At 48.0% G+C, this 23,682-nt stretch carries 20 protein-coding genes and 1 pseudogene; 7 read left to right on the forward strand and 14 right to left on the reverse strand.

The window, feature by feature from the left end:
- Nucleotides 1-617: 617 nt before the first annotated feature.
- Nucleotides 618-2,405, reverse strand: a complete 1,788-nt coding sequence (locus NC994_RS25360; protein ID WP_190433686.1) for an ATP-binding protein — start codon at nt 2,403-2,405, stop codon at nt 618-620.
- A gap of 255 nt (nt 2,406-2,660) precedes the next feature.
- On the opposite strand from NC994_RS25360, the gene NC994_RS25365 reads away from it, so the two are divergent.
- A complete protein-coding gene (locus tag NC994_RS25365; protein WP_190433688.1) occupies nt 2,661-3,404 on the forward strand; it encodes an SIMPL domain-containing protein in 744 nt (247 codons plus the stop codon).
- A gap of 8 nt (nt 3,405-3,412) precedes the next feature.
- Here NC994_RS25365 and NC994_RS25370 read toward each other — a convergent pair whose 3' ends face one another.
- The 3 genes from NC994_RS25370 to metK form a co-directional block, all read right to left on the reverse strand.
- Nucleotides 3,413-3,796 (reverse strand): YkvA family protein, encoded by a 384-nt coding sequence (locus tag NC994_RS25370; protein ID WP_190433690.1) that lies wholly within the window; start codon nt 3,794-3,796, stop codon nt 3,413-3,415.
- A gap of 50 nt (nt 3,797-3,846) precedes the next feature.
- The gene (locus tag NC994_RS25375; protein ID WP_199299523.1) at nt 3,847-5,445 is read right to left on the reverse strand and encodes a glycosyltransferase family 39 protein; all 1,599 of its coding nucleotides are present in this window, start codon (nt 5,443-5,445) and stop codon (nt 3,847-3,849) included.
- A 180-nt stretch (nt 5,446-5,625) separates the two neighbouring features.
- Nucleotides 5,626-6,882 carry a methionine adenosyltransferase gene (gene metK / locus NC994_RS25380; RefSeq protein ID WP_190411289.1) on the reverse strand — a complete coding sequence of 419 codons (1,257 nt, stop codon included), beginning with the start codon at nt 6,880-6,882 and terminating at the stop codon, nt 5,626-5,628.
- 307 nt (nt 6,883-7,189) lie between these two features.
- Here metK and NC994_RS25385 point away from each other — a divergent pair.
- Nucleotides 7,190-7,627 (forward strand): annotated as a pseudogene (locus NC994_RS25385) (hypothetical protein).
- A 30-nt stretch (nt 7,628-7,657) separates the two neighbouring features.
- Here NC994_RS25385 and NC994_RS25390 read toward each other — a convergent pair.
- From NC994_RS25390 to NC994_RS25425, 8 genes are all read right to left on the reverse strand, one after another.
- Nucleotides 7,658-8,404: an HAD family hydrolase gene (locus tag NC994_RS25390; protein ID WP_190411290.1), complete on the reverse strand. Its 747-nt coding sequence runs from the start codon at nt 8,402-8,404 to the stop codon at nt 7,658-7,660.
- 109 nt (nt 8,405-8,513) lie between these two features.
- Nucleotides 8,514-9,626, reverse strand: a complete 1,113-nt coding sequence (locus NC994_RS25395) for a 30S ribosomal protein S1 (RefSeq protein ID WP_190433695.1) — start codon at nt 9,624-9,626, stop codon at nt 8,514-8,516.
- Between the two features lie 250 nt (nt 9,627-9,876).
- Nucleotides 9,877-10,716: a S1 RNA-binding domain-containing protein gene (locus NC994_RS25400; protein ID WP_190411292.1), complete on the reverse strand. Its 840-nt coding sequence runs from the start codon at nt 10,714-10,716 to the stop codon at nt 9,877-9,879.
- 65 nt (nt 10,717-10,781) lie between these two features.
- Nucleotides 10,782-11,345, reverse strand: coding sequence for a transcriptional regulator NrdR (gene nrdR / locus NC994_RS25405; protein WP_190411293.1), 564 nt, complete (start codon nt 11,343-11,345; stop codon nt 10,782-10,784).
- Between the two features lie 202 nt (nt 11,346-11,547).
- Complete coding sequence (locus NC994_RS25410) at nt 11,548-11,646, reverse strand: photosystem II reaction center protein T (protein ID WP_190411294.1); 99 nt, start codon at nt 11,644-11,646, stop codon at nt 11,548-11,550.
- A 113-nt stretch (nt 11,647-11,759) separates the two neighbouring features.
- Complete coding sequence (gene psbB / locus NC994_RS25415) at nt 11,760-13,289, reverse strand: photosystem II chlorophyll-binding protein CP47 (RefSeq protein ID WP_190411295.1); 1,530 nt, start codon at nt 13,287-13,289, stop codon at nt 11,760-11,762.
- A 417-nt stretch (nt 13,290-13,706) separates the two neighbouring features.
- Nucleotides 13,707-14,039, reverse strand: coding sequence for a hypothetical protein (locus tag NC994_RS25420; RefSeq protein ID WP_190425142.1), 333 nt, complete (start codon nt 14,037-14,039; stop codon nt 13,707-13,709).
- 413 nt (nt 14,040-14,452) lie between these two features.
- Nucleotides 14,453-14,788 carry a hypothetical protein gene (locus tag NC994_RS25425; RefSeq protein WP_190433697.1) on the reverse strand — a complete coding sequence of 112 codons (336 nt, stop codon included), beginning with the start codon at nt 14,786-14,788 and terminating at the stop codon, nt 14,453-14,455.
- A 222-nt stretch (nt 14,789-15,010) separates the two neighbouring features.
- Here NC994_RS25425 and mnmG point away from each other — a divergent pair, with 222 nt between their 5' ends.
- From mnmG to NC994_RS25440, 3 genes are all read left to right on the forward strand, one after another.
- Nucleotides 15,011-16,933, forward strand: a complete 1,923-nt coding sequence (gene mnmG, locus NC994_RS25430) for a tRNA uridine-5-carboxymethylaminomethyl(34) synthesis enzyme MnmG (RefSeq protein WP_190433716.1) — start codon at nt 15,011-15,013, stop codon at nt 16,931-16,933.
- Between the two features lie 347 nt (nt 16,934-17,280).
- Complete coding sequence (locus tag NC994_RS25435; RefSeq protein WP_190433698.1) at nt 17,281-18,573, forward strand: hypothetical protein; 1,293 nt, start codon at nt 17,281-17,283, stop codon at nt 18,571-18,573.
- A 115-nt stretch (nt 18,574-18,688) separates the two neighbouring features.
- Complete coding sequence (locus NC994_RS25440) at nt 18,689-19,267, forward strand: TIGR04376 family protein (RefSeq protein ID WP_190433700.1); 579 nt, start codon at nt 18,689-18,691, stop codon at nt 19,265-19,267.
- Between the two features lie 42 nt (nt 19,268-19,309).
- Here NC994_RS25440 and NC994_RS25445 read toward each other — a convergent pair whose 3' ends face one another.
- Nucleotides 19,310-19,456: a hypothetical protein gene (locus NC994_RS25445; RefSeq protein WP_190433701.1), complete on the reverse strand. Its 147-nt coding sequence runs from the start codon at nt 19,454-19,456 to the stop codon at nt 19,310-19,312.
- The gene (gene bchD, locus NC994_RS25450) at nt 19,456-21,519 is read right to left on the reverse strand and encodes a magnesium chelatase ATPase subunit D (protein ID WP_190433703.1); all 2,064 of its coding nucleotides are present in this window, start codon (nt 21,517-21,519) and stop codon (nt 19,456-19,458) included. The genes NC994_RS25445 and bchD overlap by 1 nt, the downstream gene beginning before the upstream one ends.
- A gap of 461 nt (nt 21,520-21,980) precedes the next feature.
- On the opposite strand from bchD, the gene NC994_RS25455 reads away from it, so the two are divergent.
- Together NC994_RS25455 and rnc are read left to right on the forward strand one after the other, a co-directional pair.
- Complete coding sequence (locus NC994_RS25455) at nt 21,981-22,754, forward strand: NYN domain-containing protein (RefSeq protein ID WP_190433705.1); 774 nt, start codon at nt 21,981-21,983, stop codon at nt 22,752-22,754.
- A gap of 190 nt (nt 22,755-22,944) precedes the next feature.
- Nucleotides 22,945-23,631 carry a ribonuclease III gene (gene rnc / locus NC994_RS25460; RefSeq protein ID WP_190433707.1) on the forward strand — a complete coding sequence of 229 codons (687 nt, stop codon included), beginning with the start codon at nt 22,945-22,947 and terminating at the stop codon, nt 23,629-23,631.
- Nucleotides 23,632-23,682: the final 51 nt, after the last annotated feature.

Below are 23,682 nucleotides of genomic sequence, written 5' to 3' on the forward strand. Positions count from 1 at the left end.
ATCGACAGAGCAAAAAAGTTCTTCTAGACTAAGCATGGGACGAGCCTGTAAAGCTGTTGTGTGATGACTTTTAGCTTACTCGCTTGTCCCCTCCTTATCCCGAACTCAGGTTAAAGAAGACTGCTCAAAAAGCTTAAACAGGGCTTACGCAGCAGCAATTTAAACTGAGGAGATCAGCTTCACCAAACTCGACTACTGCCAATATCTACTGAGCAGTCCTGTCAACAACACGGTCACGAAATTGGTCGATCATCTTGAGGGTATTAGGCTCGCTCGTATCAATCGCTATCTGTGTGGCGAGAAGTTGACGCCTCGAAAGTTGTGGGACACCGTGGAACCCCTTCTACAACCGTCCGAGAATGCCTAAGTGCTATTAAATGATACGGGACACCGTGGAACCCCTTCTACAACCGTCCGAGAATGCCTAAGTGCTATTAAATGATACGGTTCTAGACAAGCGTTATTCAGACTCGATTGAACTGGTCAGGCGACAATACTGGTCAGGCGGCAATACAGTGGGAATGAGCATCGCGTGATTCGGGGCATTGGCTTGACGCCGCTGTCTGTACGTCAATGGTGAAACTGGACTGAAATGTCCCTTGCGTAAGCCCTGTCCTTTACAAACTCAAGGGGAGGCGAACCGTGAAACTAGACCCCATCCCTTCCTGACTTTCTACAGTAATATCACCCCCCATCATCTGGCAGAAGTGACGGCTAATCGCCAAACCCAGTCCAGTACCGCCATACTTTTTCGTCGTCGAGGCATCTCCTTGCATAAAGGCTTGAAACAATTGCTGTTGTTGTTCATCCGAGATACCTATCCCAGTATCGGCGACCCGAAAAAGGATGAAGGACGTTTTTAAGGATGAAGGATTTAGGGTCAAGGATGAGTCAGAGTTTCGGGTTTTTAGACTTGCTGCTGATAGTTGACTCTGAGCGATCGCGCTTTTATCTTTCTGCACCGTCAGCGTCACTTTACCTTGCTCGGTAAACTTGGCGGCATTGGAGAGCAAATTAAACAATACCTGCCTCACCTTAATCTGGTCAGCGTACATGGTGCCCAGATTCTCGTCACAATGAACGTCTAAGACATTTCCATTCTTCTCTACTAACGGTTTTACTGTTATGACAACGCTAATAATCAACATTTTGATATCAAACGTTTCCGGGTAGAGAGTCATTTTCCCGGCTTCAATTTTCGACAAGTCGAGGATGTCATTAATCAGTGCCAGAAGATGTTTGCCAGCAGAGTTAATTGATTGAAGATCGCTAATAAAATCTTCATCGCTTAAGCCGAGATCCTGGGCATCTTCTTCGAGAAGTTTGCTCAAGTTAATGATGGCATTCAAGGGTGTACGCAGCTCGTGGCTCATATTCGCCAGAAACTGACTTTTGGAGGTACTAGAAGCTTCAGCTAATTCTTTCGCTTGTTGCAATTCTTTGGTTCGCTCGGATACCCGTTCGATGAGATGATTCAGAGAAGTGGCTAATGACCCAATTTCATCGCCAGTGGTGACAGGGGCACGCAGATCAAAATTAGATTCCCGTGCTACCTGCTGAGCCACTTGAGTAACCGTGACGACTGGCTGTGCGATCGCGCGACTGGTACGCAGCGCCATCGTCCCTGCGATCGCAACCGAAACAAGCATACTCAAGATAATAATGATTTTCTCCAGTCCTTGAGCATTCTCCATCACTTCTCTCCCTTGCTGCTCCTGCTTTTGAGCCATGTCAAGGAGGTTGCTCAATTGTGCATTGAAGCGCTCTAAAGTCATCGCTGACTCCCCACGGATCGCGATGAGTAGTTGCCGTCGCGCTGACTCAACCGCCTTTGGCTGCAATTGCAATTGGTCAATTGGTTGCAAGCTAGACTCAGTTTGCTGAACGTAGGAGTCCAAAGTAGTCGTGTAAGCCTGCAATAATTCCTTTATTGTGTCGGGGGTTGCTGCTAACCAGGCAGGGTTGCTCTTGATGAAGCGTTCAATTTCCAACCTCAACTTCTTAGCTTTGCTAACACAGTCGAAAAATTGCGCTTTTTCCAATTGCAGCTGTTGTGAATCCTCTAGTACAGCAGCTAAATGCGAACCATGTAATTGCACCTCGATGACCGCATCCTTAAAATTTCCGAGCAGTTGTGCTTGTACGTGGGCATCATTGAGTTGTTTGACGCCTTGCCCTTGGTAATAGTCTGCGATTACTAACCCAGCTAGCGAACCGAAAAAGCCAATCGCAATTGCTAGGAAATAGCCGTAGCCAATCTTTTGGTGGATGCGCCAAGAACCGGCTTTCGGTTGCCAAGGTAAGAGAGATTTTAGCGAGTGGCGGTCGGTCGAGAGCGGCTGAGTCGCTAAAACTTTTTGGCTCTGTGTGTTGTCGTCAGCAGCGGTTGGCTCTTGAGGTTGCATCAGCAGAAATTCCTTGCCTTGCTGCTAAAAATGACCAAATCAGCCCTATTAGATCGAGTCGAGTCTCGCTCGACACTTAGCTCCACTTCTTTTATAACAGCACCACCGCTGAGCCAATGTGATTTGTATGGTGTTTTAAACAAGATCGAGGAAAGGGTTAAGTTTCCAAAAATGTAACCTAAAGCACTACTCGAAAGCTACAGTGCCAGATTAGGAACACGAGATTATTTGTTGTTCTAATTTGTGTTCCAAAATATGAATCGCTTTCTCCCGTGTAGTGCTAAGCCGAATTTCTGGAATCGTGTAAAAATTGTTTCTCTAGCGCTGGGTATCCTCAGCCTGAGTGCCTGCCAATCTGCCCCGACGCTAGAGAAACTACCCAGAAGCCTCACTGTCTCCGGAAAAGGAGATGTCAGCATTCCGACAACGATCGCGCAAGCGCGTTTGGGTGTGGAAGTTCAGGGGAAAACTTCTCAGGAAGTTCAGCAGCAAGTCGCCCAACGCTCTTCTGCGGTAGTGAAACTGCTGAAATCCCGTCAGGTGGAAGAACTAAAAACGACTGGAATTACTCTCGCTCCTAACTATAGTTTCAAAGACGGTAAGCAAACCCTGAATGGATATATCGGCACCAACATTGTAAGTTTTCGGACTGCTCATGAAAAAGCCGGGACGCTGTTAGATGATGCCATCAAAGCCGGTGCAACACGAATTGATGGCGTTAATCTTGTTGCTGCGGATGAAGCGATCGCGCAGGCTCAACAAGAAGCGATTAAGGAAGCCTCCGAAGACGCCCAGAAGCAAGCAGCAGCGGCTTTGGGGGCACTCGCTCTCAATCAGCGAGAAATTGTCAGCATTCAAATCAATGGAGTCAATCCACCACAGCCAGTCATCGCCTCCGAGCAGGCTTTATTATCCCCTCGAAATCAGGCTGCTAACACGCCGGTTGTGGGTGGCGAACAGAAGATTATTTCATCCGTTACCTTGCAAATTCGCTATTAAAGAGCGGCTTAACGTTTCAGGATACGTCCAATCCAAATTACACCTAAAATCCCTAACCCAAACCAGATAGCTACGATAATAAAGGCAGCAATCCAATTCGTAGGTTTATCTTGAGCGATCGCGCTTGTTGCTCTTTCCCGACAATCCGCCATCACGGCTGGGGGAATCATCTTCAGTACCAGCCAAATTCCCAGCGGCACAAGAATCAGATCGTCTAGATAACCAATGACTGGGATAAAATCTGGAATGAGATCGATCGGACTAAAGGCATAGGCGACGATCAACCCAGCCAATATCCTTGCATACCAAGGAACTCTGGGATCTTTACAAGCCAAGTAAATTGCGTAGGTTTCTTTTTTCAACCGATGGAGTTGTTGTTTCCATCCCTGCATTTGCGTTGACCTGAATGAACGTTAAACGCTAATGAAGCTGTAGCGATCGCTTACTGCAATACTTGAATAAGTTGCCACTCTCGGACTTTCCCGATCGCTCGGTAAGGCGAGGATAAATTGGCGAGTTGTTCTGACCTAATCCAAGCGTAGCTAGACGGTTGCAGCTCTGAAACTTGTTTAACCTGTTTCGCCAAATCGGGAGTGTAAAAGCATAGTAGCACTCCAGTTTTTCCCGTTCCTCTGATCCAATTCACTGGATGAGTTTGTAACACAGCAGCAATTTCCGGCTGCTGCATTAATGCCTTGATCTCAGGGTTGTAATCTCCGATTAAACCCGTGCTTCCCGCTACGGCTAAAGCAAACCAAGGTCCTACCAACCAAGCTGCTAACCAATAACGAGCCGTTAAAAACTTCTTGCCAAAGTAATAACGACCCATCCATACCACTGGTAACATTAGCCATCCCAACCCCAAACCGAGAGCGATCGCTCCATACTTTTGTATTTGTGCATCCCCTTTCACGCCAGGAATCGGAAAACTACCGTACAACGCCACACCTGCTAACACTAATAAGCAAGCTAACCCCCCAAAGGCATAACTGAGATTTTGCGGAAGCCATTTTCGCGGCGATTTGTTCTCATAAATTCTGGCAAGCCAATCCAAAGCAAGTCCTGCCAATAAAGCCACAAAAGGATAAAGAGCCAAAGCATAATGGGGCAAACGAGTCGAGAAAAAACTGAGTTCTACAAACAGAATCAGCGGGAGGAAAACTAATATTAGCTTCTGTCGAGGAAGTAGATTTCGCAAACAAATGCCTATACCTAATAGGCTGAAAAAAGGCCAGGGAAAAGCTTTGGCTGGAACATTCCAGAAATAGTAAGGCCATGTATTTCCATCACTTTCATCTGAGCTAAGCCTGAAAATAAACTGGAACAATTCCTGAAAAGTATCTTTGTCATAGCGCAGCCAACCATTCAAAAGCCAGACGATTGTTGGACTGAAGCCAACTACAAAGCCTAAATAGAGCATGGGATTTGTGAGATGTCGGTGACGACGATGCTCCCAAATTAGGTAAGGTAACAGCGCGATCGCTGGCAAAAAAATCATATAGCTTCTGATTAAGAAGCCCAGGCCTAAACTTATACCAGCGACAAAGCTCCAAAAACCTTGATATTTTGGATGTCGTTCAGCTTTTAATAAAGACCAAATACCCAAAAGTGCCATGCAAACCATCGGCACATCTGGAACGGCTAATCGACTATATTGAAACCAAAAAAACTCAACACTTAGAATTGCCGCTGCTAACCATGCGGCTCGTTTACTTAACAGAATTATCCCAATTTCATAGACCAATATCACGCTAATGATGCCAGCAATAATGCTCGGTATTCGCGCAGTTGCCTCACTAATGCCGAACAGCGAGAATGAACTGGCAATCAACCAATAGGCACCGGGAGTTTTACCATAATTAGCGATAGAGGGCTTTAACCAGTTGCTAGACTCCACTATTAATTTAGCTCGCCAAGAGTAAAGTCCCTCATCATGCGCCATTAGGCTTTGCTGTTCGTGACTGAATAGCAATAAAGGGACTGACCAAAGTAACAAGGTCAAATAGGGTAATAATGCCTGTAGGCGAGAGCTTTTAAGCATTTGACTTCTCATTAAGCAGTCATTTTATTTATTTGAAAATTAGCCTAGAAGATTTTAAGTTTTTTTATCTAAACTTTTTTGTTGACCCTCACAAAAAAGCCGAGAGGAAACTGCTTTTTTCAAAGCAAGCATCTCTTCGGCTTTAAGCTTCGAGGTATTCAGGTACTTGAAGTACAAGGGTTAAGCAGTCGCTTCACACTCGGTCATTGCTTCCCGCAGGAGTGCTGCTTTGTCAGTTTGTTCCCAAGGCAAATCTAAATCCGTCCGTCCAAAGTGACCATAAGCAGCGACATCTTGGTAGAAACGACCGCCGCGATCGCTGGGTAGGTGACGTAATTTGAATTCTTGGAGAATCCCCGCTGGGCGCAATTCAAAGTTCTGTTTCACCAGTTCCAGTAAGCGCTCATCGTCTACTTTGCCGGTACCGAAGGTTTCTACCAAAATACTGACGGGTCGAGCAACGCCAATTGCATAGCTCAACTGGACTTCGCATTTTTCTGCCAAGCCAGCCGCCACAATGTTTTTAGCCACATAGCGACAAGCGTAAGCCGCACTGCGGTCTACTTTTGTCGGGTCTTTTCCGGAGAAGGCACCGCCACCATGACGGGAGTAGCCGCCATAGGTATCAACAATAATTTTCCGTCCGGTCAGACCAGAGTCGCCTTGAGGTCCCCCGATGACGAATTTGCCAGTGGGGTTGACTAGAAAGCGGGTTTCTTCGTCCGGCTGAATCGCCATATCCGCAAAAACGGGTTGTACAACCGCCGCCCACAAATCTTCTTTAATCTTGGCTTGGACTGCGGATTGCTCGCTAATTTCACCAATGTTGGCGGTGTGCTGCGTGGAAATCAGGATGGTGTCAATCCCAACGGGTTTCCCACCTTCATAGGCAACCGTTACTTGAGTTTTGCCGTCTGGACGCAGGTAAGGCAATTGTCCAGTTTTCCGAACTGCTGCAAGGCGGCGAGAAATTCGGTGTGACAAACTGATCGGCAAGGGCATCAGTTCCGGTGTCTCGTTGCAGGCGAAGCCAAACATGATGCCTTGATCGCCAGCGCCAATGGCGTCTAATTGGTCGTCGCTGGCTTCTTCGCGGGTTTCCTGCGCGGTGGTAACACCTTGGGCAATATCTGGGGATTGTTCATCCAAGGCAACCAAGACTGAGCAGCTGTTGGCAGAGAAGCCATTATCGGCATCGGTGTAGCCGATCTCTGCAATTTTTTTCCGGGCTAAGTTAACGAAATTTACTTGAGCTTTGGTGGTAATTTCACCTGTGATTAGCACTAAGCCGGTGTTGACGACGACTTCTGCGGCGACGCGGCTGCTGGGGTCTTGTGTCAGTAGCGCATCTAGAATGGTGTCAGAAATCTGATCGCAGATTTTATCGGGATGACCTTCAGTAACAGATTCAGACGTAAATAGGTAGCGACGAGACAAGGGCAATTCCTCCTGGGATGATGGCTCTTGCTAGGGCAGTGATTTGAGTTAAGTTAAGCTATTTTAACCTGCGATCCTAAAAACATTGAGACGCGATCGCTATAATAGTCAATTTCTTTGATAAAGCTTTGATGAAGCGAATCGGCTGCCCTACGTATTTGGCGTTACACTGGGAAGACATCGGGGATCTGCTTGTAGCGGGAATTTTTCGATGATTTCCATCAGAATAGTCGCTCTTGGTGGAGACGAAAGCGATCGCGCTCATGCCAATTACAAATAAATCGGTGACGCTGAGACGGTGCTAGTGATGACAGCAATTTTACCGACAGCCCAACCGCAGAAATCTTTTCCCCTAGTGCCGATGGTGAACCAGTAGCAGAAACCTATGACCATCTCTATGCCATTTTGACGACTTTGGAAGTCCTCAAACAATACTTGGCAGAGCGTCAGGCAACTGTTCTTGCTAACCAGTTTCTTGACTATTCCCAAGGCTTTCCTAAAAGGGAAACTACTTGGCTTTTACCGAGAAGATACTGGGGAAAAGTTGCTAATTGCCGATGAGCTAATGCAGGCGCTAAAGCGGGAAACTCAGAGGCGACAGCAGGCAGAAGAACAAGCCGAACAAGAACGCCAACGAGCCGAACAAGAACGCCAGCAGCGGGAATTTGCTCAACAACAGCTTGCTGATATGGAAAACCTGTTAGCTCGTTATCGCGATCGCTTTGGGAATTTGCCTGATAGCTAATGGCTAACGGGTGTCAGGGGTTCTCACCGATTAGCCATTAGCATCCAAAATTTGAATTTCGTCGAGTTGCGCGATCGCGACATCTGCACTTTCTAGATGCGCCGCCTCCGGTTTTCCCCAGCAGATGCCAATACAACCCGCCGCCCCCGCCTGACGTGCCATCTGAATATCTCCGGCAGAATCTCCCACCATCAGAGTATTGCTGGGTGAAACTCCCAGTCTCTGGCAAGCTTGCAAAAATAAGGCTGGATCGGGTTTAGTGGGACCTTCATCAACTCCCATCTCTAGCTGGATATAGGGCGAGAGCTGATGACGCTTGACAAATGCTTCTACTCGTGAGGTAGAAGCAGCTGATAAAATTCCTAATTTTAAGCCAGCTTGAAACAGAAGTTGCAGCACTTCCAAGGAACCGACAAATAAGGGGGAAGGGGCAGCATCTTTTAGAAATTGGTCGGCTTCATTAAAGGCGCGACGAGCGATCGCTCTTGATTCCAACCACCCCCGCCCGGTCTCAGCAATATAAGCAGCAGCAGCAATTTCATTCTCTCCATGACTGCCTACGGCTAATAACCCCGTCGGATCGAGAGTATCTCCATTAATGCCAAACGCCATCAATAAAGGATCTCCGGTTCCGGGAATTTGGGCGTCTATAATGCGCGATCGCTTTTGCCCCAACTTTCTCAAAAATGACTCCGAATCTTCTAGGGTGCCGTCCTTGTCAAAAATTACCGCCTGGATATTCGGGAACGTGACCTCTCGACAGCGAATTGTTACCAAAATTTCCCCCTCAACTCATTAAACTGCAATAAAAAAAGAGGGAAATTCCCTCTTTGGTCATCACTAATTTCAAATTTAAAATCTGAAATTTCTCTGTCTCCTAACAAAATTACTCTTGTTCTATAGCAGGTGACAGCTCTTTAGCTTCTGTATCAGGTGACTCTTCTTCCTCTTCTGTAGCGGGTGGCACCTCTTCAGCTTCGATAGCGGGTGGCACTTCTGCCTCTTCTGTAGCAGGTGGCACGTCTTCATCTTCGATAGGAGGTAGCGCTTCTTCGTCAGAAACGCCGATTTCTATAGAAGGTATCGTAGTGCCTTGCAGCTTGGCTCGCATCTGCTCCCGATACTTAGCCGCCATTTCTTCCGCCATGTCATAGACGCGATCGCGGTTCTTGATCATGTCGCCTGGTTCTGGCTCTAGCTGCTTGGTGGAGAGCGAAATCCGTCCCCGTTCAGCATCAAGGTCAATGATCATCACTTTCACTTCATCATTGACATTGAAGACGCTGTGAGGTGTGTCGATGTGGTCGTGGGAAATCTCGGAGATGTGCAGCAGTCCGCTGACGCCGCCAATATCGATAAATGCACCATAAGGCTTGATGCCTCGTACTGTTCCAATAACGACCTCGCCCACTTCCAGACGATTCATCTTCCGCTCGACTAGCGCCCGTCGGTGTGACAGAACTAGACGGTTGCGGTCTTCGTCTACCTCTAAGAATTTTAGCGGTAGTTCTTCACCAACCAAATCTTCCTTGGGTTTGCGAGTGCTGATGTGAGAACCAGGAATAAACCCGCGCAATCCTTCAATCCGTACCAACGCGCCACCGCGATTGGTAGCGAAGACAAGCGATCGCACTGTAGCGTCTTCTGTCTGCAACTGCCTGACTCGCTCCCATGCTCGCATGTACTCAATGCGGCGGATGGAAAGGGTTAGCTGTCCATCTTCATTCTCGTCGGTCAGAATGAAAAATTCTCGCGTCTCGTTGGACTGCAACACTTCTTCCGGAGCATCAACCCGATTGATTGACATCTCCTGAATCGGAATGTAAGCCGCTGTTTTAGCGCCAATGTCAATCAGAGCGCCCCTAGGCTCTAAACTGAACACGGTACCGGCGACAATATCACCGGGATTAAAGTGATAGTCGTACTTATCGAGTAGGGCCGCAAAATCTTCGTGAGAAAATCCAATATCTGCTGTAGCGGTTGTTTTCTGATTGACCATGCGTATCGTTTCCTGGTGTTATCTCCGTATTTAACTGTGCCTCCTGTCGATGTACGCCCACGTTTACCGCGTGCAGTTTACACCTACATAGCTCTCTCGCCAAACCTATTGTATGAGATTTTCTAGGAGCGAGAAGTTGTCCAGACAGGATATTATAACTTAATTTGCTCATCCTCCGTTTGGCTAAAATTGCTCCCTAGCAGTAGGTAAGCGGTATTTCAGCTAAAGACTACATCTGAGGCAACAACTACTATTTCTGCATCTGGTTGCGGTACTTTGCCGCCATTTCCTCAGCTTTTTCATAGACTTTCTGAGGATTTTTCAGCATATCACCTAGTTCGGGTTCTAGTGCTTTTGTGGAGAGTGAGACGCGATCTTTCTCAGCATCCATCGAAATTATCATTGCTTTTATTTCATCATCGACCTTAAAAATACTTTCAGGTTTGTCAAAGTCAGCGTGGGAAATTTCGGAAATGTGCAGCAGAGCGTTAATGACTGCAATATTGATAAATGCACCATACGGCTTGAGTGCAAGTACTCTCCCAGTAACAACTTGACCAACTTCTAAATGCTTTATCCCTGCTGGATACAGTGCTAGTCGATGGGAAACAAACAAGCGATCGCGGTCTTCATCTACCTCAACGATCTTGATAGGGATTTCTTCTCCCATTAACTCTTCTTTCGGCTTACGGGTATCGAGACGAGAATGTAAAACACAGCCGCGCAACCCCTCAACTTTAACTGATACGCCAAAGCGATGAGTTTCAAAAATTATGGCGTAAACTGTGACGTTTTCGGCTTGCATTTGACGCACTCGTTCCCAAGCCAGCTTTTTCTCTAGCTGTCGGATGGAAAGACCAAGTATCAAATTCCCCGCTTCATCGTATTGATTTACAATCAAAAATTCGCGGGATTCGTTCAGTTGCAAGGCTTCTTCTGGAGAGTCAATCTCATTGATTGACATTTCCCGAATTGGGAGAAAAATAGCTGTTGGTGCGCCAATGTCAATTAAAGCGCCCTCCGGCTCCAGAGCGATCGCTTTACCAATTACAACGTCGCCAGGACGAAAGCTAGATAAATTTGAATTCAAAAATGTTCGGCTGTACCTACCGCATCTCTACCGCATACTGTAGCAGCTTTGTCAACCGCTAGTTACTAATAACCAATAAACAAAGAAGCCTGGATTGCTGTGTCACCAGGCTCTGATAAGGAAGGCTTATTATTTTCGAGAGGATCTGTTAGTTCCGTGTCTTCCTCTGTTCCACTGCCATGACTTCGCAGATGATTCAAGGTATCCACAAAATCTCGAATTCCTTGAAACTGCCGATAGACCGAGGCAAAACGGATATATGCAACTTCGCTGATAGATTGCAGACGCTGGAGGACTAATTCCCCAATTTCTTGACTGGTGACTTCTCTGATGATGCGCTGCTGTAATTCTGCTTCAATTTCATCAACCAATACTTCCAGAGTTCCTTGGGGGATGCCGGTTTTTTCACAGGCTCGAACAATCCCACGAATTAACTTGGAACGATCAAAGGAGTCTCGCTGACCTCCCCGTTTGATCACCGTAATTGGAACAAATTCAATGCGTTCGTAGGTAGTGAAGCGATGATTGCACTTCAAACACTCGCGGCGTCGCCGGATACTTTGTCCGGCTTCCGTGGAACGGGACTCAAGGACACGGCTATCGGTGTACTGGCATAAAGGACATTGCATTTTAAAAAGTCCTCGCTTGTTGGATAGACGAGCGTGAGGAAGGATTAGAATTATCTGCCACTTTACTAAAGAAATACCTAAAATTGGAAAAGCTGAGCCGGTTATTATCTTAACCCTTGTGGAAATACAAGGGTTAAGACAGTTGCGGCTCAGTAGCTTTTCCTAAATATTAAGTTGTAGTGCTGCGAGCTTTAGGTGCGAACTACTTCTTCTCAATCCGAGGAGGTTCGCGGAAAGCGATCGCAAAGAAGAGAGTACCCAATGCGAGGGTCAAAATCAAAATGTAAGCAGCGGCTTCCATATCAGAATTTCCTGATTGTTTGCTTTACTACCAGTCTACCTTGTCAAGAAAAACTAAAAAGGCAAAAGGTCAAAGAAAAATACTTAACTTTTGCCTTTCGCCTGATTACATTTCTAGACAGCTTCCTTCTTGCGGGTACTCTTGTCACCCACTTTCTGGAACAGACCCCACTCAACCTGCTCTTCCAGGTCAGCTTCAACCCCAGCAAACACATCCCGGAACAGAGTCCGAGAGCCATGCCAGAGGTGCCCGAAGAAGAACAACAGAGCAAATACAGCGTGTCCGAATGTGAACCAGCCACGGGGACTGGTGCGGAACACCCCGTCAGAATTCAGCGTTTCGCGGTCGAAGGCAAAAGGCTCACCCAGCTGAGCTTTACGAGCAAATTGCTTCACTTTAGCGGGGTCATCAAAAGTTTTCCCATCCAAAGCACCGCCGTATAAGCTTACGGTGACACCCGCTTGCTCAAAGCTATTTTTTGATTCTGCCCGACGGAACGGAATATCGGCGCGAATCACACCGTCTTTATCGGTCAAGATCACGGGGAAGGTTTCAAAGAAGTTGGGAAGACGACGTACCGACAATTCCCGACCTTCAGCATCTTTGAATATTGGATGCCCTAACCAAGCCTGAGCAATCCCATCTCCTTTATTCATTGGACCTGCGCGGAACAAACCACCCTTCGCAGGGCTGTTTCCGACATAGTCATAAAATGCGAGTTTTTCTGGAATTTGCGACCAAGCTTCGGAAGCGCTCGCCCCTTCAGCAATATTGGCTTGAATGCGCCGGTCAATTTCTTGCTTGAAGTAACCGCCATCCCACTGATAGCGGGTGGGACCAAACAGCTCAATCGGAGTTGTAGCACTGCCGTACCACATCGTACCTGCCACAACGAAGGCGGCAAAGAATACAGCGGCAATACTGCTGGAAAGCACAGTTTCGATGTTCCCCATCCGCAAAGCTTTGTAGAGCCGCTCTGGGGGTCGAACTGCTAGGTGAAACAAACCAGCGATAATTCCTACGACACCTGCTGCAATGTGGTGAGCGACGACACCGCCAGGATTGAACGGATTAAAGCCATCGGGTCCCCACTCTGGCGCGACAGGTTGGACGCTGCCAGTGATACCGTAGGGGTCGGAAACCCACATACCAGGGCCAAATAGCCCCGACAGGTGGAATGCACCGAATCCAAAGCACAAAAGACCCGACAAAAGCAGGTGAATGCCAAACATCTTTGGCAAGTCGAGCGCTGGTTGGCCGGTGCGGGGGTCTCTAAACAGTTCCAAATCCCAGTAAACCCAGTGCCAGACGGCAGCCAGGAACAGCAGACCGGAAAGGACGATATGAGCGGCAGCAACGCCTTCAAATGACCATACGCCAGGGTAGTTTCCTGAGCTGCCAGTAATGCTCCAACCACCCCAGGATTCGGTTACACCCAAGCGAGCCATGAATGGCAGTACAAACATCCCCTGACGCCACATGGGGTTCAGGACTGGGTCGCTGGGGTCAAAAATTGCGAGTTCGTACAGGGCCATCGAACCGGCCCAGCCTGCCACGAGGGCAGTATGCATCAGGTGTACAGATATCAATCGACCTGGATCGTTCAGGACGACTGTGTGTACTCGGTACCAGGGTAGTCCCATTGACTACGCTCCTCCTCAGATGAATAAGTGTCTACTTCGACGCTTCTTTTTTTATGTGCGATTTGCCGTTGTTTACCATAATCTAAGCCAGAGAAGCTCTCTTGCAAGACTGCGGGACTGTTTCACAAGGCAAAAGTGAAAATGAAAGATTATGTTACCTACTCTTAGCTTCAAGAGCCATGCCGATTGCAGGCTTTTTGCATGAGAGTTTCGCGTACTTGATGTTTTACCTCGGCAGATGTTACAGACACGATTTATCATGTCGATGAGGTTTTTGGCCTCGTCACACCAGGTTCACGCCATTCCTAGGTCGGAAGACCGAGGGGAGTTACCATTTAAAGAAGTGTAACTATTGTTAGAATCCATTGCAAGCGGGTTGACAGTTGGGATTAAGGTAGCGATCGCATTCTTAACCTTTCATCCCGACTCCTGGGTGCTGCTGAGTTGGGGTAACGCTGCTGACTCGTTCATTCTCTGGATGACCTCTTCAGCATCAATCAAGCGTTTTAGCACTACTTGACCAATATTCTGATTGGCTGACTCAGTTGGGACATGAGCTGTGGGTTTGACTTCGACCATAAGAATGGCGTCTTCTACTCGATACAGCCACAGTTTTTCGCCTTGCTCGAAGATGCAAAGGTTCATTTGCTGAATTTCGGGTTTGCGTCGCCAAGAGTTTTCGTTCCATAAGCCGCCGAATTCCCATACTCGACCGACAGTCCATCCATCAGAAAGGAAAAAATACTTCACGAACTTTCAACTTTCTTTATACAGGCCCTAGATTTGGAAGTTGTTCACCATTAACTACCACTTCTATCACCCAGATGTCCTGGTTATGACGAAATCCACTCAGCAAAAGAATATAAATTAAACTTATAGGTATATTTTGTTACCCTTTCCAAGAAGCATGACTGGCGATCGCGCTTATGTGAGCTTGAGGGAATGCAAAAGGATTCAAGGCGAAGCGAACAAAGTGCCCCTTGGCTAACGTATCTTGGTTGATGAAGGCGATCCCACTTTATATGATTTAAAATAAAATTCTCTACAAAAAAGATACTTTAGCTAGATAATAATGAATTAAAAAGACACGGATAACCGTGTCTTTTTAAAACGTTTTATGCAAGTTTTTCCCTACCAAGTAAAAACAGACGAAGCAAGAATACTTAATCTGCCAGAACTTCCCAGGTCAAAGTGTAGTCTGCATCATCCTCAGTAAACTTACCCCGTTGCTCTCCACGGCCTACTTGACTACTTGAAGCATTTAACGTGCCCAGATAATCATCCTTATCGAAAATCCCCGTATCTTGGTCATAAAGCCGAATTTCAGCAGAAGATGTAAAAGAAATCGGCGGGATATAGGTGAGGTTGCGCGCTTCGCGATCGTTGATACTTTGTACGCCTCCAACTTGTTGTCCATTCACAACCAAGTAAGCTTCATCAGCCCCGGCGTTGTCTTCAGTCCGTTCGCAGTACAGAGAAATCAATCTGAGTTTTGGCATAGTAACCAACCTTGTATTCAATCGACAAATCTTGAATACGAAACCTCATCCGACAAATCCGAGTGATATGCTTTAACTTGAAAAGAATCACCCGATAGAATTAAGTCTATATACTGTCTAAATCGGGTTTATTTTGCCACTCAATGGCTGAAACTCCAAGCAGACTGGTGTAATCGCTAATATGAAGGATGAGTCCTTGCTACTCAGACGCTTACCATGACCATGACCACGCGATCGCCCATAGAATTTCAAGACACTTTTGACGTTGTTGTAGTCGGAGCCGGACACGCCGGTTGCGAAGCTGCCCTCGCTACAGCACGATTGGGCTGTCGTACCCTGCTGCTGACCCTTAACCTGGATAAAATTGCTTGGCAACCGTGTAACCCAGCAGTGGGTGGCCCTGCCAAGTCTCAGGTGACGCACGAAATCGACGCTTTGGGTGGGGAAATCGGCAAAATGGCGGATCGCACCTACCTACAAAAGCGGATTCTAAACTCCTCGCGGGGACCTGCGGTGTGGGCATTGCGGGCGCAGACGGATAAACGGGAATATGCGGCGGTGATGAAGGGGATTGTTGAGAACCAGGAAAACTTGACAATCCGCGAGAGCATGGTCACAGATTTGGTAATGGGCGCTAACGATGAAGTGATTGGCGTCGAAACTTACTTTGGCGTGGCATTTGGGTGTAAAGCAGTCATCCTGACGACCGGGACTTTTTTGGGGGGTTGCATCTGGGTCGGGAATAAGTCGATGTCAGCGGGTCGTGCGGGGGAATTTGCCGCTGTTGGGTTGACGGAAACCCTGAATCGGCTGGGATTTGAAACGGGACGGCTGAAGACGGGAACTCCGGCACGGGTCGATAAGCGATCGCTAGACTATACTAATTTGGAACCCCAGCCGGGTGATACGGAGGTGCGGTGGTTCAGCTTTGACCCCTCAGTTTGGGTGGAACGGGAGCAGATGCCTTGTTATCTCACCCGGACGACGCCGGAGACTCATCGGATTATTCGAGAAAATCTGCATCTGTCGCCAGTTTATGGCGGTTGGGTGGATGCAAAGGGGCCGCGTTATTGTCCTAGCATCGAAGATAAAATTGTGCGCTTTGCCGATAAGGAAAGCCACCAGATTTTTATTGAACCGGAAGGACGGGATATTCCAGAACTTTATATTCAAGGCTTTTCGACGGGATTGCCAGAGAATTTGCAGTTGCAAATGTTGCGAAGTCTCCCCGGTCTAGAAAACTGTACGATGCTGCGTCCAGCTTACGCGGTGGAGTATGATTATTTACCCGCAACCCAGTGCTATCCGACACTGATGACCAAAAAGGTAGAGGGACTATTTTGTGCTGGGCAAATTAACGGCACGACCGGGTATGAAGAAGCCTCTGCTCAAGGCATTGTAGCGGGAATTAATGCAGCTCGATTTGTCCGCAATCAAGAAATGATTGTATTCCCGCGCGAACACAGTTACATCGGGACGCTGATGGACGATCTGTGTACCAAAGATTTGCGGGAACCTTACCGGATGCTAACTAGCCGATCTGAGTATCGGTTGTTACTGCGGTCGGATAATGCAGATCAGCGCTTGACGCCGCTGGGTCGGGAAGTCGGCTTAATTGATGACCGTCGCTGGGAGTTGTTCCAACACAAGCAAGCGAATATTGCTGCTGAGAAGGAACGGTTGTACTCGACGCGGATTAAGGAGCATGATGAGATCGGGAAGGCGATCGCGTCTGACACCCAACAAGCCATCAAAGGCTCGATTACTCTGGCTGATTTACTACGACGCCCTGGTTTCCATTACGTTGACTTAGATCGTTACGGACTGAGCAACCCCAGTCTAGACTCCGTGGAGAAAGAAGGCGCAGAAATCGATCTCAAATACTCTGGGTATCTCCAGCGTCAGCAGCACCAAATTGACCAAGTGAGCCGTCATGCAAACCGCCAGCTACCGCCGGATCTAAATTATGCAGCGATCGAGACTCTCTCGAAGGAGTCTCGTGAAAAGTTAGCGCAAGTGCAACCGCTCACGATTGGTCAAGCAGCTCGAATTGGCGGCGTCAATCCGGCTGATATCAACGCTTTACTGGTATATCTAGAATTACGCTCTCGGCAAACCGCCTTGGTTAGCAGCCAGTCATCGTAGAGGCTTTTTTGGTACCGCCTCCTTGCCTGAGTGAGTGGTAAAAACATCAACAACTGACCGAGAGATGAGATTCGTCCCCTCTCTACCCGTTGACAATTGACAAGTGACAAAAAGCATGGTTTGCTAACTGGGTCAAGCCCAATTTAACGATAAAATTGGCTTGGTCGCCACGGGAAAATATAAGCTAGAAGTAAGGCGTTCTTTGAACCAATCAGTCAGGGAGCATTGACAACTGATTGCCTTAGGGAATAATGTCCCACAATTAGGAATTTCTTTACCGATATAAGCCCCATCAAATGTCTTAAGGCTTATCGTTGATTCAGTGTAGCCACGAGAGTGAGCAATCGATGACTCAGGATGTTAGCAATAACCAGAGGGACTCAGCACCCTTGGCAAATTCCACTTCTATCCAACCTTGGTCGGTTGACAAATATGCCGATCAATTGATGGACGACTTGTTTGCAGACATCGACCGGGTTTTGGAGGGCGGTAGCATCTCAACTCCAGAGCAGCCGCAGTCAGAGTATATCTCCTTACAACCTGTCCAAGTTTCGCAAGTCACCTTGCCCCCTACCTGGGTGCCACCAGAGGAGCTGCTCCCGGAGCAACCAGACAATACACCCCGCAGTATTGTGCAAACGCCTCTAGCGCTGGATATCAGCGTAGAGGAGATTCAACCCGAAGACAACAAGGATCGTGGGGAAGGCAAATTATTTGAGAAACTCCTGCTGGGACTGGCTTTGACATCGGCGGCAGCTACATTGCTGCTGTGGCTGGTGAGTCAGGGCAGGCTAAATTGGCTCTTTTCGCCCCCCGCAACGATTCCACCCGTCAGCCAAGAGGTTCAGTCTAAAGCAGATGAGCAGTTTGTGAACTATATGCAGCGATCGCTTGAAGTCATCGATCGCAAAGCTGACGCGAACAAACGCACGGGAAGTGCCGCCGCGCCCCAAGGGACTAATCTGCCGCCCGTGACAACTGTCCCCGGAAATGCGGCTGGGGCAGCAAGAGGATCGGGTGTTATGGAAAGAGTCTACATTCCCATCTATCCATCACCCCAAAGTCAGTCTGTGGTTCCACAATCTGCCCTAGGATTGCAAGGCGTTTCCCCCTTAGTGCGTCCTCCCTTGCTTCCATCACTGCCAAGGCGTCCGGTACCGCCGGTGCGTCCCGCGCCCTCAGTGAGTTCGATGCTGCCAGTACGTCCCGCGCCCTCAGTGAATTTGATGCCGCCAGTGCGTCCCAAACCCCCAGCCAGTCGTCCGGCACCGTCGGTTCGTCCCTCAGCACCCTCATTGGGTTCCAAACCTCTGACACTGCCTCCGATGGCTGCCACAATGCCTCGGCTCCCCATCCCTGCCTTACCACCCCTGGCACCCCCAGCACCCCCCGCGCCCCCAGCCGCAGTACCCGCACCCAACCCAGATCCGGCTCCTACGGCGACGCATACGCTTGTGGGAGTCTTAGAATTGGGCGATCGCTCTGCTGCTCTATTTGACTTCGGCGGTGTTGCCAACCGCATCCGCGTGGGCGAAAACATTGGCTCTAGTGGATGGACTTTGGTTTCCATCTCGAATCAGGAAGCGGTTATCCGACGCAACGGAGAAGTCCGTTCTGTTTATGTTGGGCAGAAGTTTTGAATGAATTATTCGTGATTAGTCATGAATCTATTACTAATGACCAATGACTAATGGCTGATGAGCGATTGCGCCTAATTGCTAACATAATGACAAACCTGTAGTGGGAGTTCTTGCAGTGGGTCTATTTGACGATTTCAGCCGGTTTTTAGAAACCCGATTAGAAGAATTCTTGCGGAATAATCCTCATTTGGAATTACAGGCGCTAGAGGAGCAGCTACGGGAACAAGAAGATGATGCCCTTAAGCTGATTGCAGACCTGCAACTGCAAGAGAAAAAATTACAAGATGAAATCCTCTCAACCGCTCAAGAAATTCAGCGCTGGCATGTCCGGATTGAAAAGGCAAAAGCTGCCAACAGGTTCGATTTAGTCCAGCCTGCCCAAGAGCGAGAAGCAGCCCTGCTACGTCAAGGTAATCAACTTTGGGGACAGATGCAAGGGATTAAACAGCGAAGCGAGCAAGCAAAACAGCTACAGCGTCAAATTCAAGTTCGCCGCCAGGAAGTCCATACTAAAGCTGTTCAGGCGCAAGCAGCGCGTACAAGTTCTCAAGCTCAGGAGCGTGCGGAGACGGTTGGCTGGAATCAGAATTACCACCGCCCGATCAACAGTGGTCCCGATCCATTAGAGGCTAAATTTAAGCACTGGGAAGCGGACGACGAGCTTGAGCAGTTGAAGCGAAATATAGGGCGGTGAAGAGTTTTTGAGATGGGTAATTGGTAATGGGGAGAAGTGATATTAACTCTGGTTGATTACCCGTAATAAAAGAACCCCACCCCGCGATCGCCTGCGGCTCCGGCTCCCTGCCCCTAATCCCCAGAGGGAACCCCGATTTCCCCGCTTGCGGGGAGAGGTTGGGGGTGGGGTTCCTAGAGATTTTTGCACTAGCGAGATTTCATATCTGCGATCGCTCCTCTGGTCACTCCAGCGATCGCTTGCTCGGTTGCCTTGGGTAAGTGATAATATTTCCCCCCAGATTGCTTCGCTAATTCCTTCGCAAAGCCGGTGGAAATAAACTTATTTTCCGTATCAATCACTAACAACTGAATCCCCAAAGCGCGAATTCTGGAAGCAATGTCCAACAATTCAGCTTTAATATCCGGCTTTTCCCCTTCCTGCATCGGTTCGCCTAAAGAACGAGCTAAAGGAATATTTCCCCGTCCATCGGTAATCGCCACAATCACCACCTGACCGATATCCCCAGACATCTGAGCATTCATCCCGACGCGCACTGCCTGAGTCAAACCATGAGCTAGAGGGGAGCCGCCGCCACAAGGCAATAGCTCCAGACGCCGCCGCGCTAAAGCAATCGAACGGGTTGGCGGTAGCAGCACATCGGCTTGTTCTCCCCGGAAGGGAATTAACGCCACTTGGTCGCGGTTCTGATAGGCTTCCGTCAGCAGGCGCATCACCGCACCCTTGGCTGACTGCATCCGGTTCAGCGCCATCGAGCCAGAAGCATCAACGACGAAAACGACGAGCGCCCCGGCTTTGCGGACTAAGCGCTTAGAGCGAACATCCGCCTGCTCGACGAATACCCGCCGATCTCCTCTTTGCCCTCCCTGACCACCGAGGGATTGCGCGATCGCGGCATCGTTTCGCTCCCGCCTCGCCTTTTGGTAGGGTGCAGCGGCTCTGAGCGTCGCATCAACAGCAATTCGCCGCACCTTGCCTTTTGGCAACATTGGCTTGACGTAGCGCCCTCTATCTTCTGAAATGATCAGACTGCGACTGCCCGACTTGCCGTGACGTTGAGCCATCTGAGCAAAGTAAAGCACGGTAGGGTCGAGGATGACACCCTCTGGATCGAAGACAAATTCTTCCGGAATACTGGACTGATCCTCCTGGGGTTCTTCCGGTTCCTCTTCATCCTTCTCATCCGGCTCATCTTGCTCTTGCTGAGATTCATCTTGGGGCGGTGGCGGTGGTGGTGGCGGTGGAGGCGTTTCGTCTGGTGGCGTCTGCACGACTGTAGCGCGGGGCACAATCACCAATTCCACTGCACGGCGCAAGTCTTCCGCCGTCACGTTAGTGCGCCCCTCTAAAGCAGCCGCAGCCTTGGCAACTCGCACCGCAAAGAGTTCGGCTCGATGTCCCTGCACTCCGCCTCGAATTGCTTCATCAACTAGATAAGCAATTTGCTCGCGGGTGATGCGAACATCCTTCAGCCATTCCCGCGCCAAGACGATCTGAGTTTTCAGGTTGTCGATGTCTTCGGTGTATTGTTCTAGAAATTTTTCTGGGGATTTAGCGTAGGCGAGAGCTTGTTCTACTGCTTGCACTCGTTCATCTAAGCCGAGTACACCATCAGCGGAAAGCGCGATCGCAATTCTATCGAGCAAATGTTCTCGCAGTGACCCTTCTTCCGGGTTGTAAGTGGCAATAAATAAAGGCTTACAAGGATGCTGAAAGCTAATCCCTTCCCGCTCGATCTGGTTGCGTCCTTCCGATAAAACAGTCAACAGTTGGTTAGCAATTTGCTCATCAAGTAGATTAATTTCATCTACATAGAGGACACCCCGGTGTGCTGTCGCCAGTAACCCAGGCTGAAATATCGTGTCCCCCTGTTTAACGGATTGCTCGACATCCACAGAACCCAGCAGTCGATCTTCTGTGATTCCTAAAGGAATTTGCACAAATGGAGCCGGAATCACCTGCGCGTCAATCGGGGCATCCGTCTGAGCATTCGCTTCTGCCAATAATTTGTCATCCCACTCGCTGGGGGAATCGGGGTCACAATTGCTAATCGATCCTTTGACGACTTCTATGGGGGGCAGAAGGGAGTGCAAGGCGCGTGCCATGACCGATTTAGCAGTCCCGCGACGACCCGCGATCGCTACCCCTCCCAGTCCGGGATCAATTGCTGCCAATAGCAGCGCCATTTTTATTGCTTCTTGCCCCACTACAGCAGCGAGGGGAAAGGCGGGGTTAGCTACAGATGCAGGCATATTTTTAAAGCGATGCAAGTCCAACTTTTCAGCATAGCGCAATGTTTGTCGCCTTCAACTAAGCCCTCCGCTTAAAATCCACCTAATTAACCTTGACATCCAAGTTTTTCCAATGCTAGATTTAGCCCATACATTGCAGACAGTACAAAAATCTCGCATTAAAGAAGTTTTGAATGCTGTCTCAGGTACACGGTTTTTTTGTTTCCTACTGAGCGTCTAGTCAACCATTTGGCTGAACAGTATGTCCGTTCAAATGGTTGACTGCACGCTTAGCAGGAAGCTAAAAGTTCTGTACCTGAGACTGCAACTTCAATACTTCTCAGGCAAAAGAGTTGATTCAGGCTATTAACTTAGTCGGGGTTTATTATCTTTTTTTTAAATCCTTCACTCGGCTTTTTTCTAAGGTTAGATGCGCGATTTGTTGATGCTGTCCATTCAACCCGTATTTTGGACGTATCAAAATGAAAAGCATTTTTGGATCTTCCCAAACAAAAATCAACAAGCAGAAACCGTTAGTTTCAATTTACTGGGATTCTCAAAATGTCCCCTTTACAGAAGAAAAAGCAAAGTTAATGGCGGCTTTTGCCAATTCCCAAGGGCGTTTGATTAGTGGAAAGGTTTACTACAATTCAAAGTCCGGAAACCATTTTTTTACCGAGAAAAATCTAGGAAGTATTGGTTTCACCGGGATTGATGTCCCTTGTCCTTTAAAGAACGCTGCTGATGATCGATTAATGAGTGACTATCTTGAAGATATTCACGGCAACCAGCCTCCCGATGTGGCTATTATTGTATCGGGAGATGGGGATTTCAAAAAGTTAGTTTTGAATCAGAAAAAGTTGAGTAAAAAGGCGATAGTTGTCGCTCAACGAGGTAATGTGAAGCAAACTCTAAAAATTGTTGCTGATGACTTTCACTTTGTAGATGAACTACCTAACTTAGTTAGCAACAAGGCAGTGATTCAGAAAGATGGCAAGTTGCCTTATATCACCTACAATGATGCTGTTAACTGCTTTATGGAAGCTATCAAAACTGCGGTTCGAGAGGGTAGGAGTACAACATATTCCATCATTGCCAGCCTGATGTGTCAAAGTCAGCGGTTTCCTAACTATAAAGGGGTTTCCACGATTCATAAACCTGATGGGACGAAATTTTCAAGCTTCAAAAAATTTGTTGCGGCTGTCGTAAAACAGGGCAAAATAAAATTACAAAATGAGGAAATATTGTTAGTATAGTTAAGCCGATTACTGAAAGCTTGAGAATCAAGCGATCGCTACTTATCAAAAACTCGGTTTGATATAGAAACCGGGTTTATCCAAAAACCGCTATTGAGCGGTTTTTTCGTGTTCACCTAGTTAATAGCCATCAATGACTTGTACTGATATTTCCATGCAATTAATTTACCCAAAACTAGGAGCAATCAAAATGGAATTTCCAAATTTTCAGAATGAAAAACTCTTGCTTCATGCGCTTACACACCGTTCTTATGCCAATGAAAATCCCGGAGAGTGCGAAAACAACGAACGTCTAGAATTTTTGGGTGACGCTTTGCTAACTTTCTTAAGTGGCGAATATCTCTATCGTCGTCACCCACAAATGGGAGAAGACCAAATGACTCGTAGGCGTTCCGCGCTGGTAGATGAAAAGCAGCTAGCAAAGTTCGCTACCGAGATAAATTTAAACTTCAAAATGCGGTTAGGTCAAGGTGCCATTCGTGAGGGAGGCTACTATAATCCAAATTTACTCAGCAGTACCTTTGAAGCCGTCGTCGGCGCTTATTATCTAGATAACAATTTAGATGTTGAGAAAGTCCGCGATTTTGTAGAACCACTATTTGATTCCGTTCCGGAGGATATTGTAGTGTCTCTCTCCAAGGTGGACTCGAAAAATCGGTTTCAACAATGGGTGCAAGCAAATCCTGACCTTGGCTCAACACCACCGAAATATGTCACCAAACAAGCAGGCGGAACACCCCACGCCCCAGAGTTCATCGCCACAGTGCTTGTGGGCGATAAAGCCTACGGGGAAGGTAAAGGACGCAGCAAAAAAGATGCTGAGAAAGCTGCTGCTGAAGATGCACTGTCCAAACTGAAAAAACGAGGGCTGGTGTAAGCTGGAATTCTGGAGAAACTCTAACTTTCGGGTCTTTTAACTTCTTGACAA

Source organism: Trichocoleus sp. AS-A1 (assembly GCF_039962015.1).
Taxonomy (GTDB): domain Bacteria; phylum Cyanobacteriota; class Cyanobacteriia; order Cyanobacteriales; family FACHB-T130; genus FACHB-T130.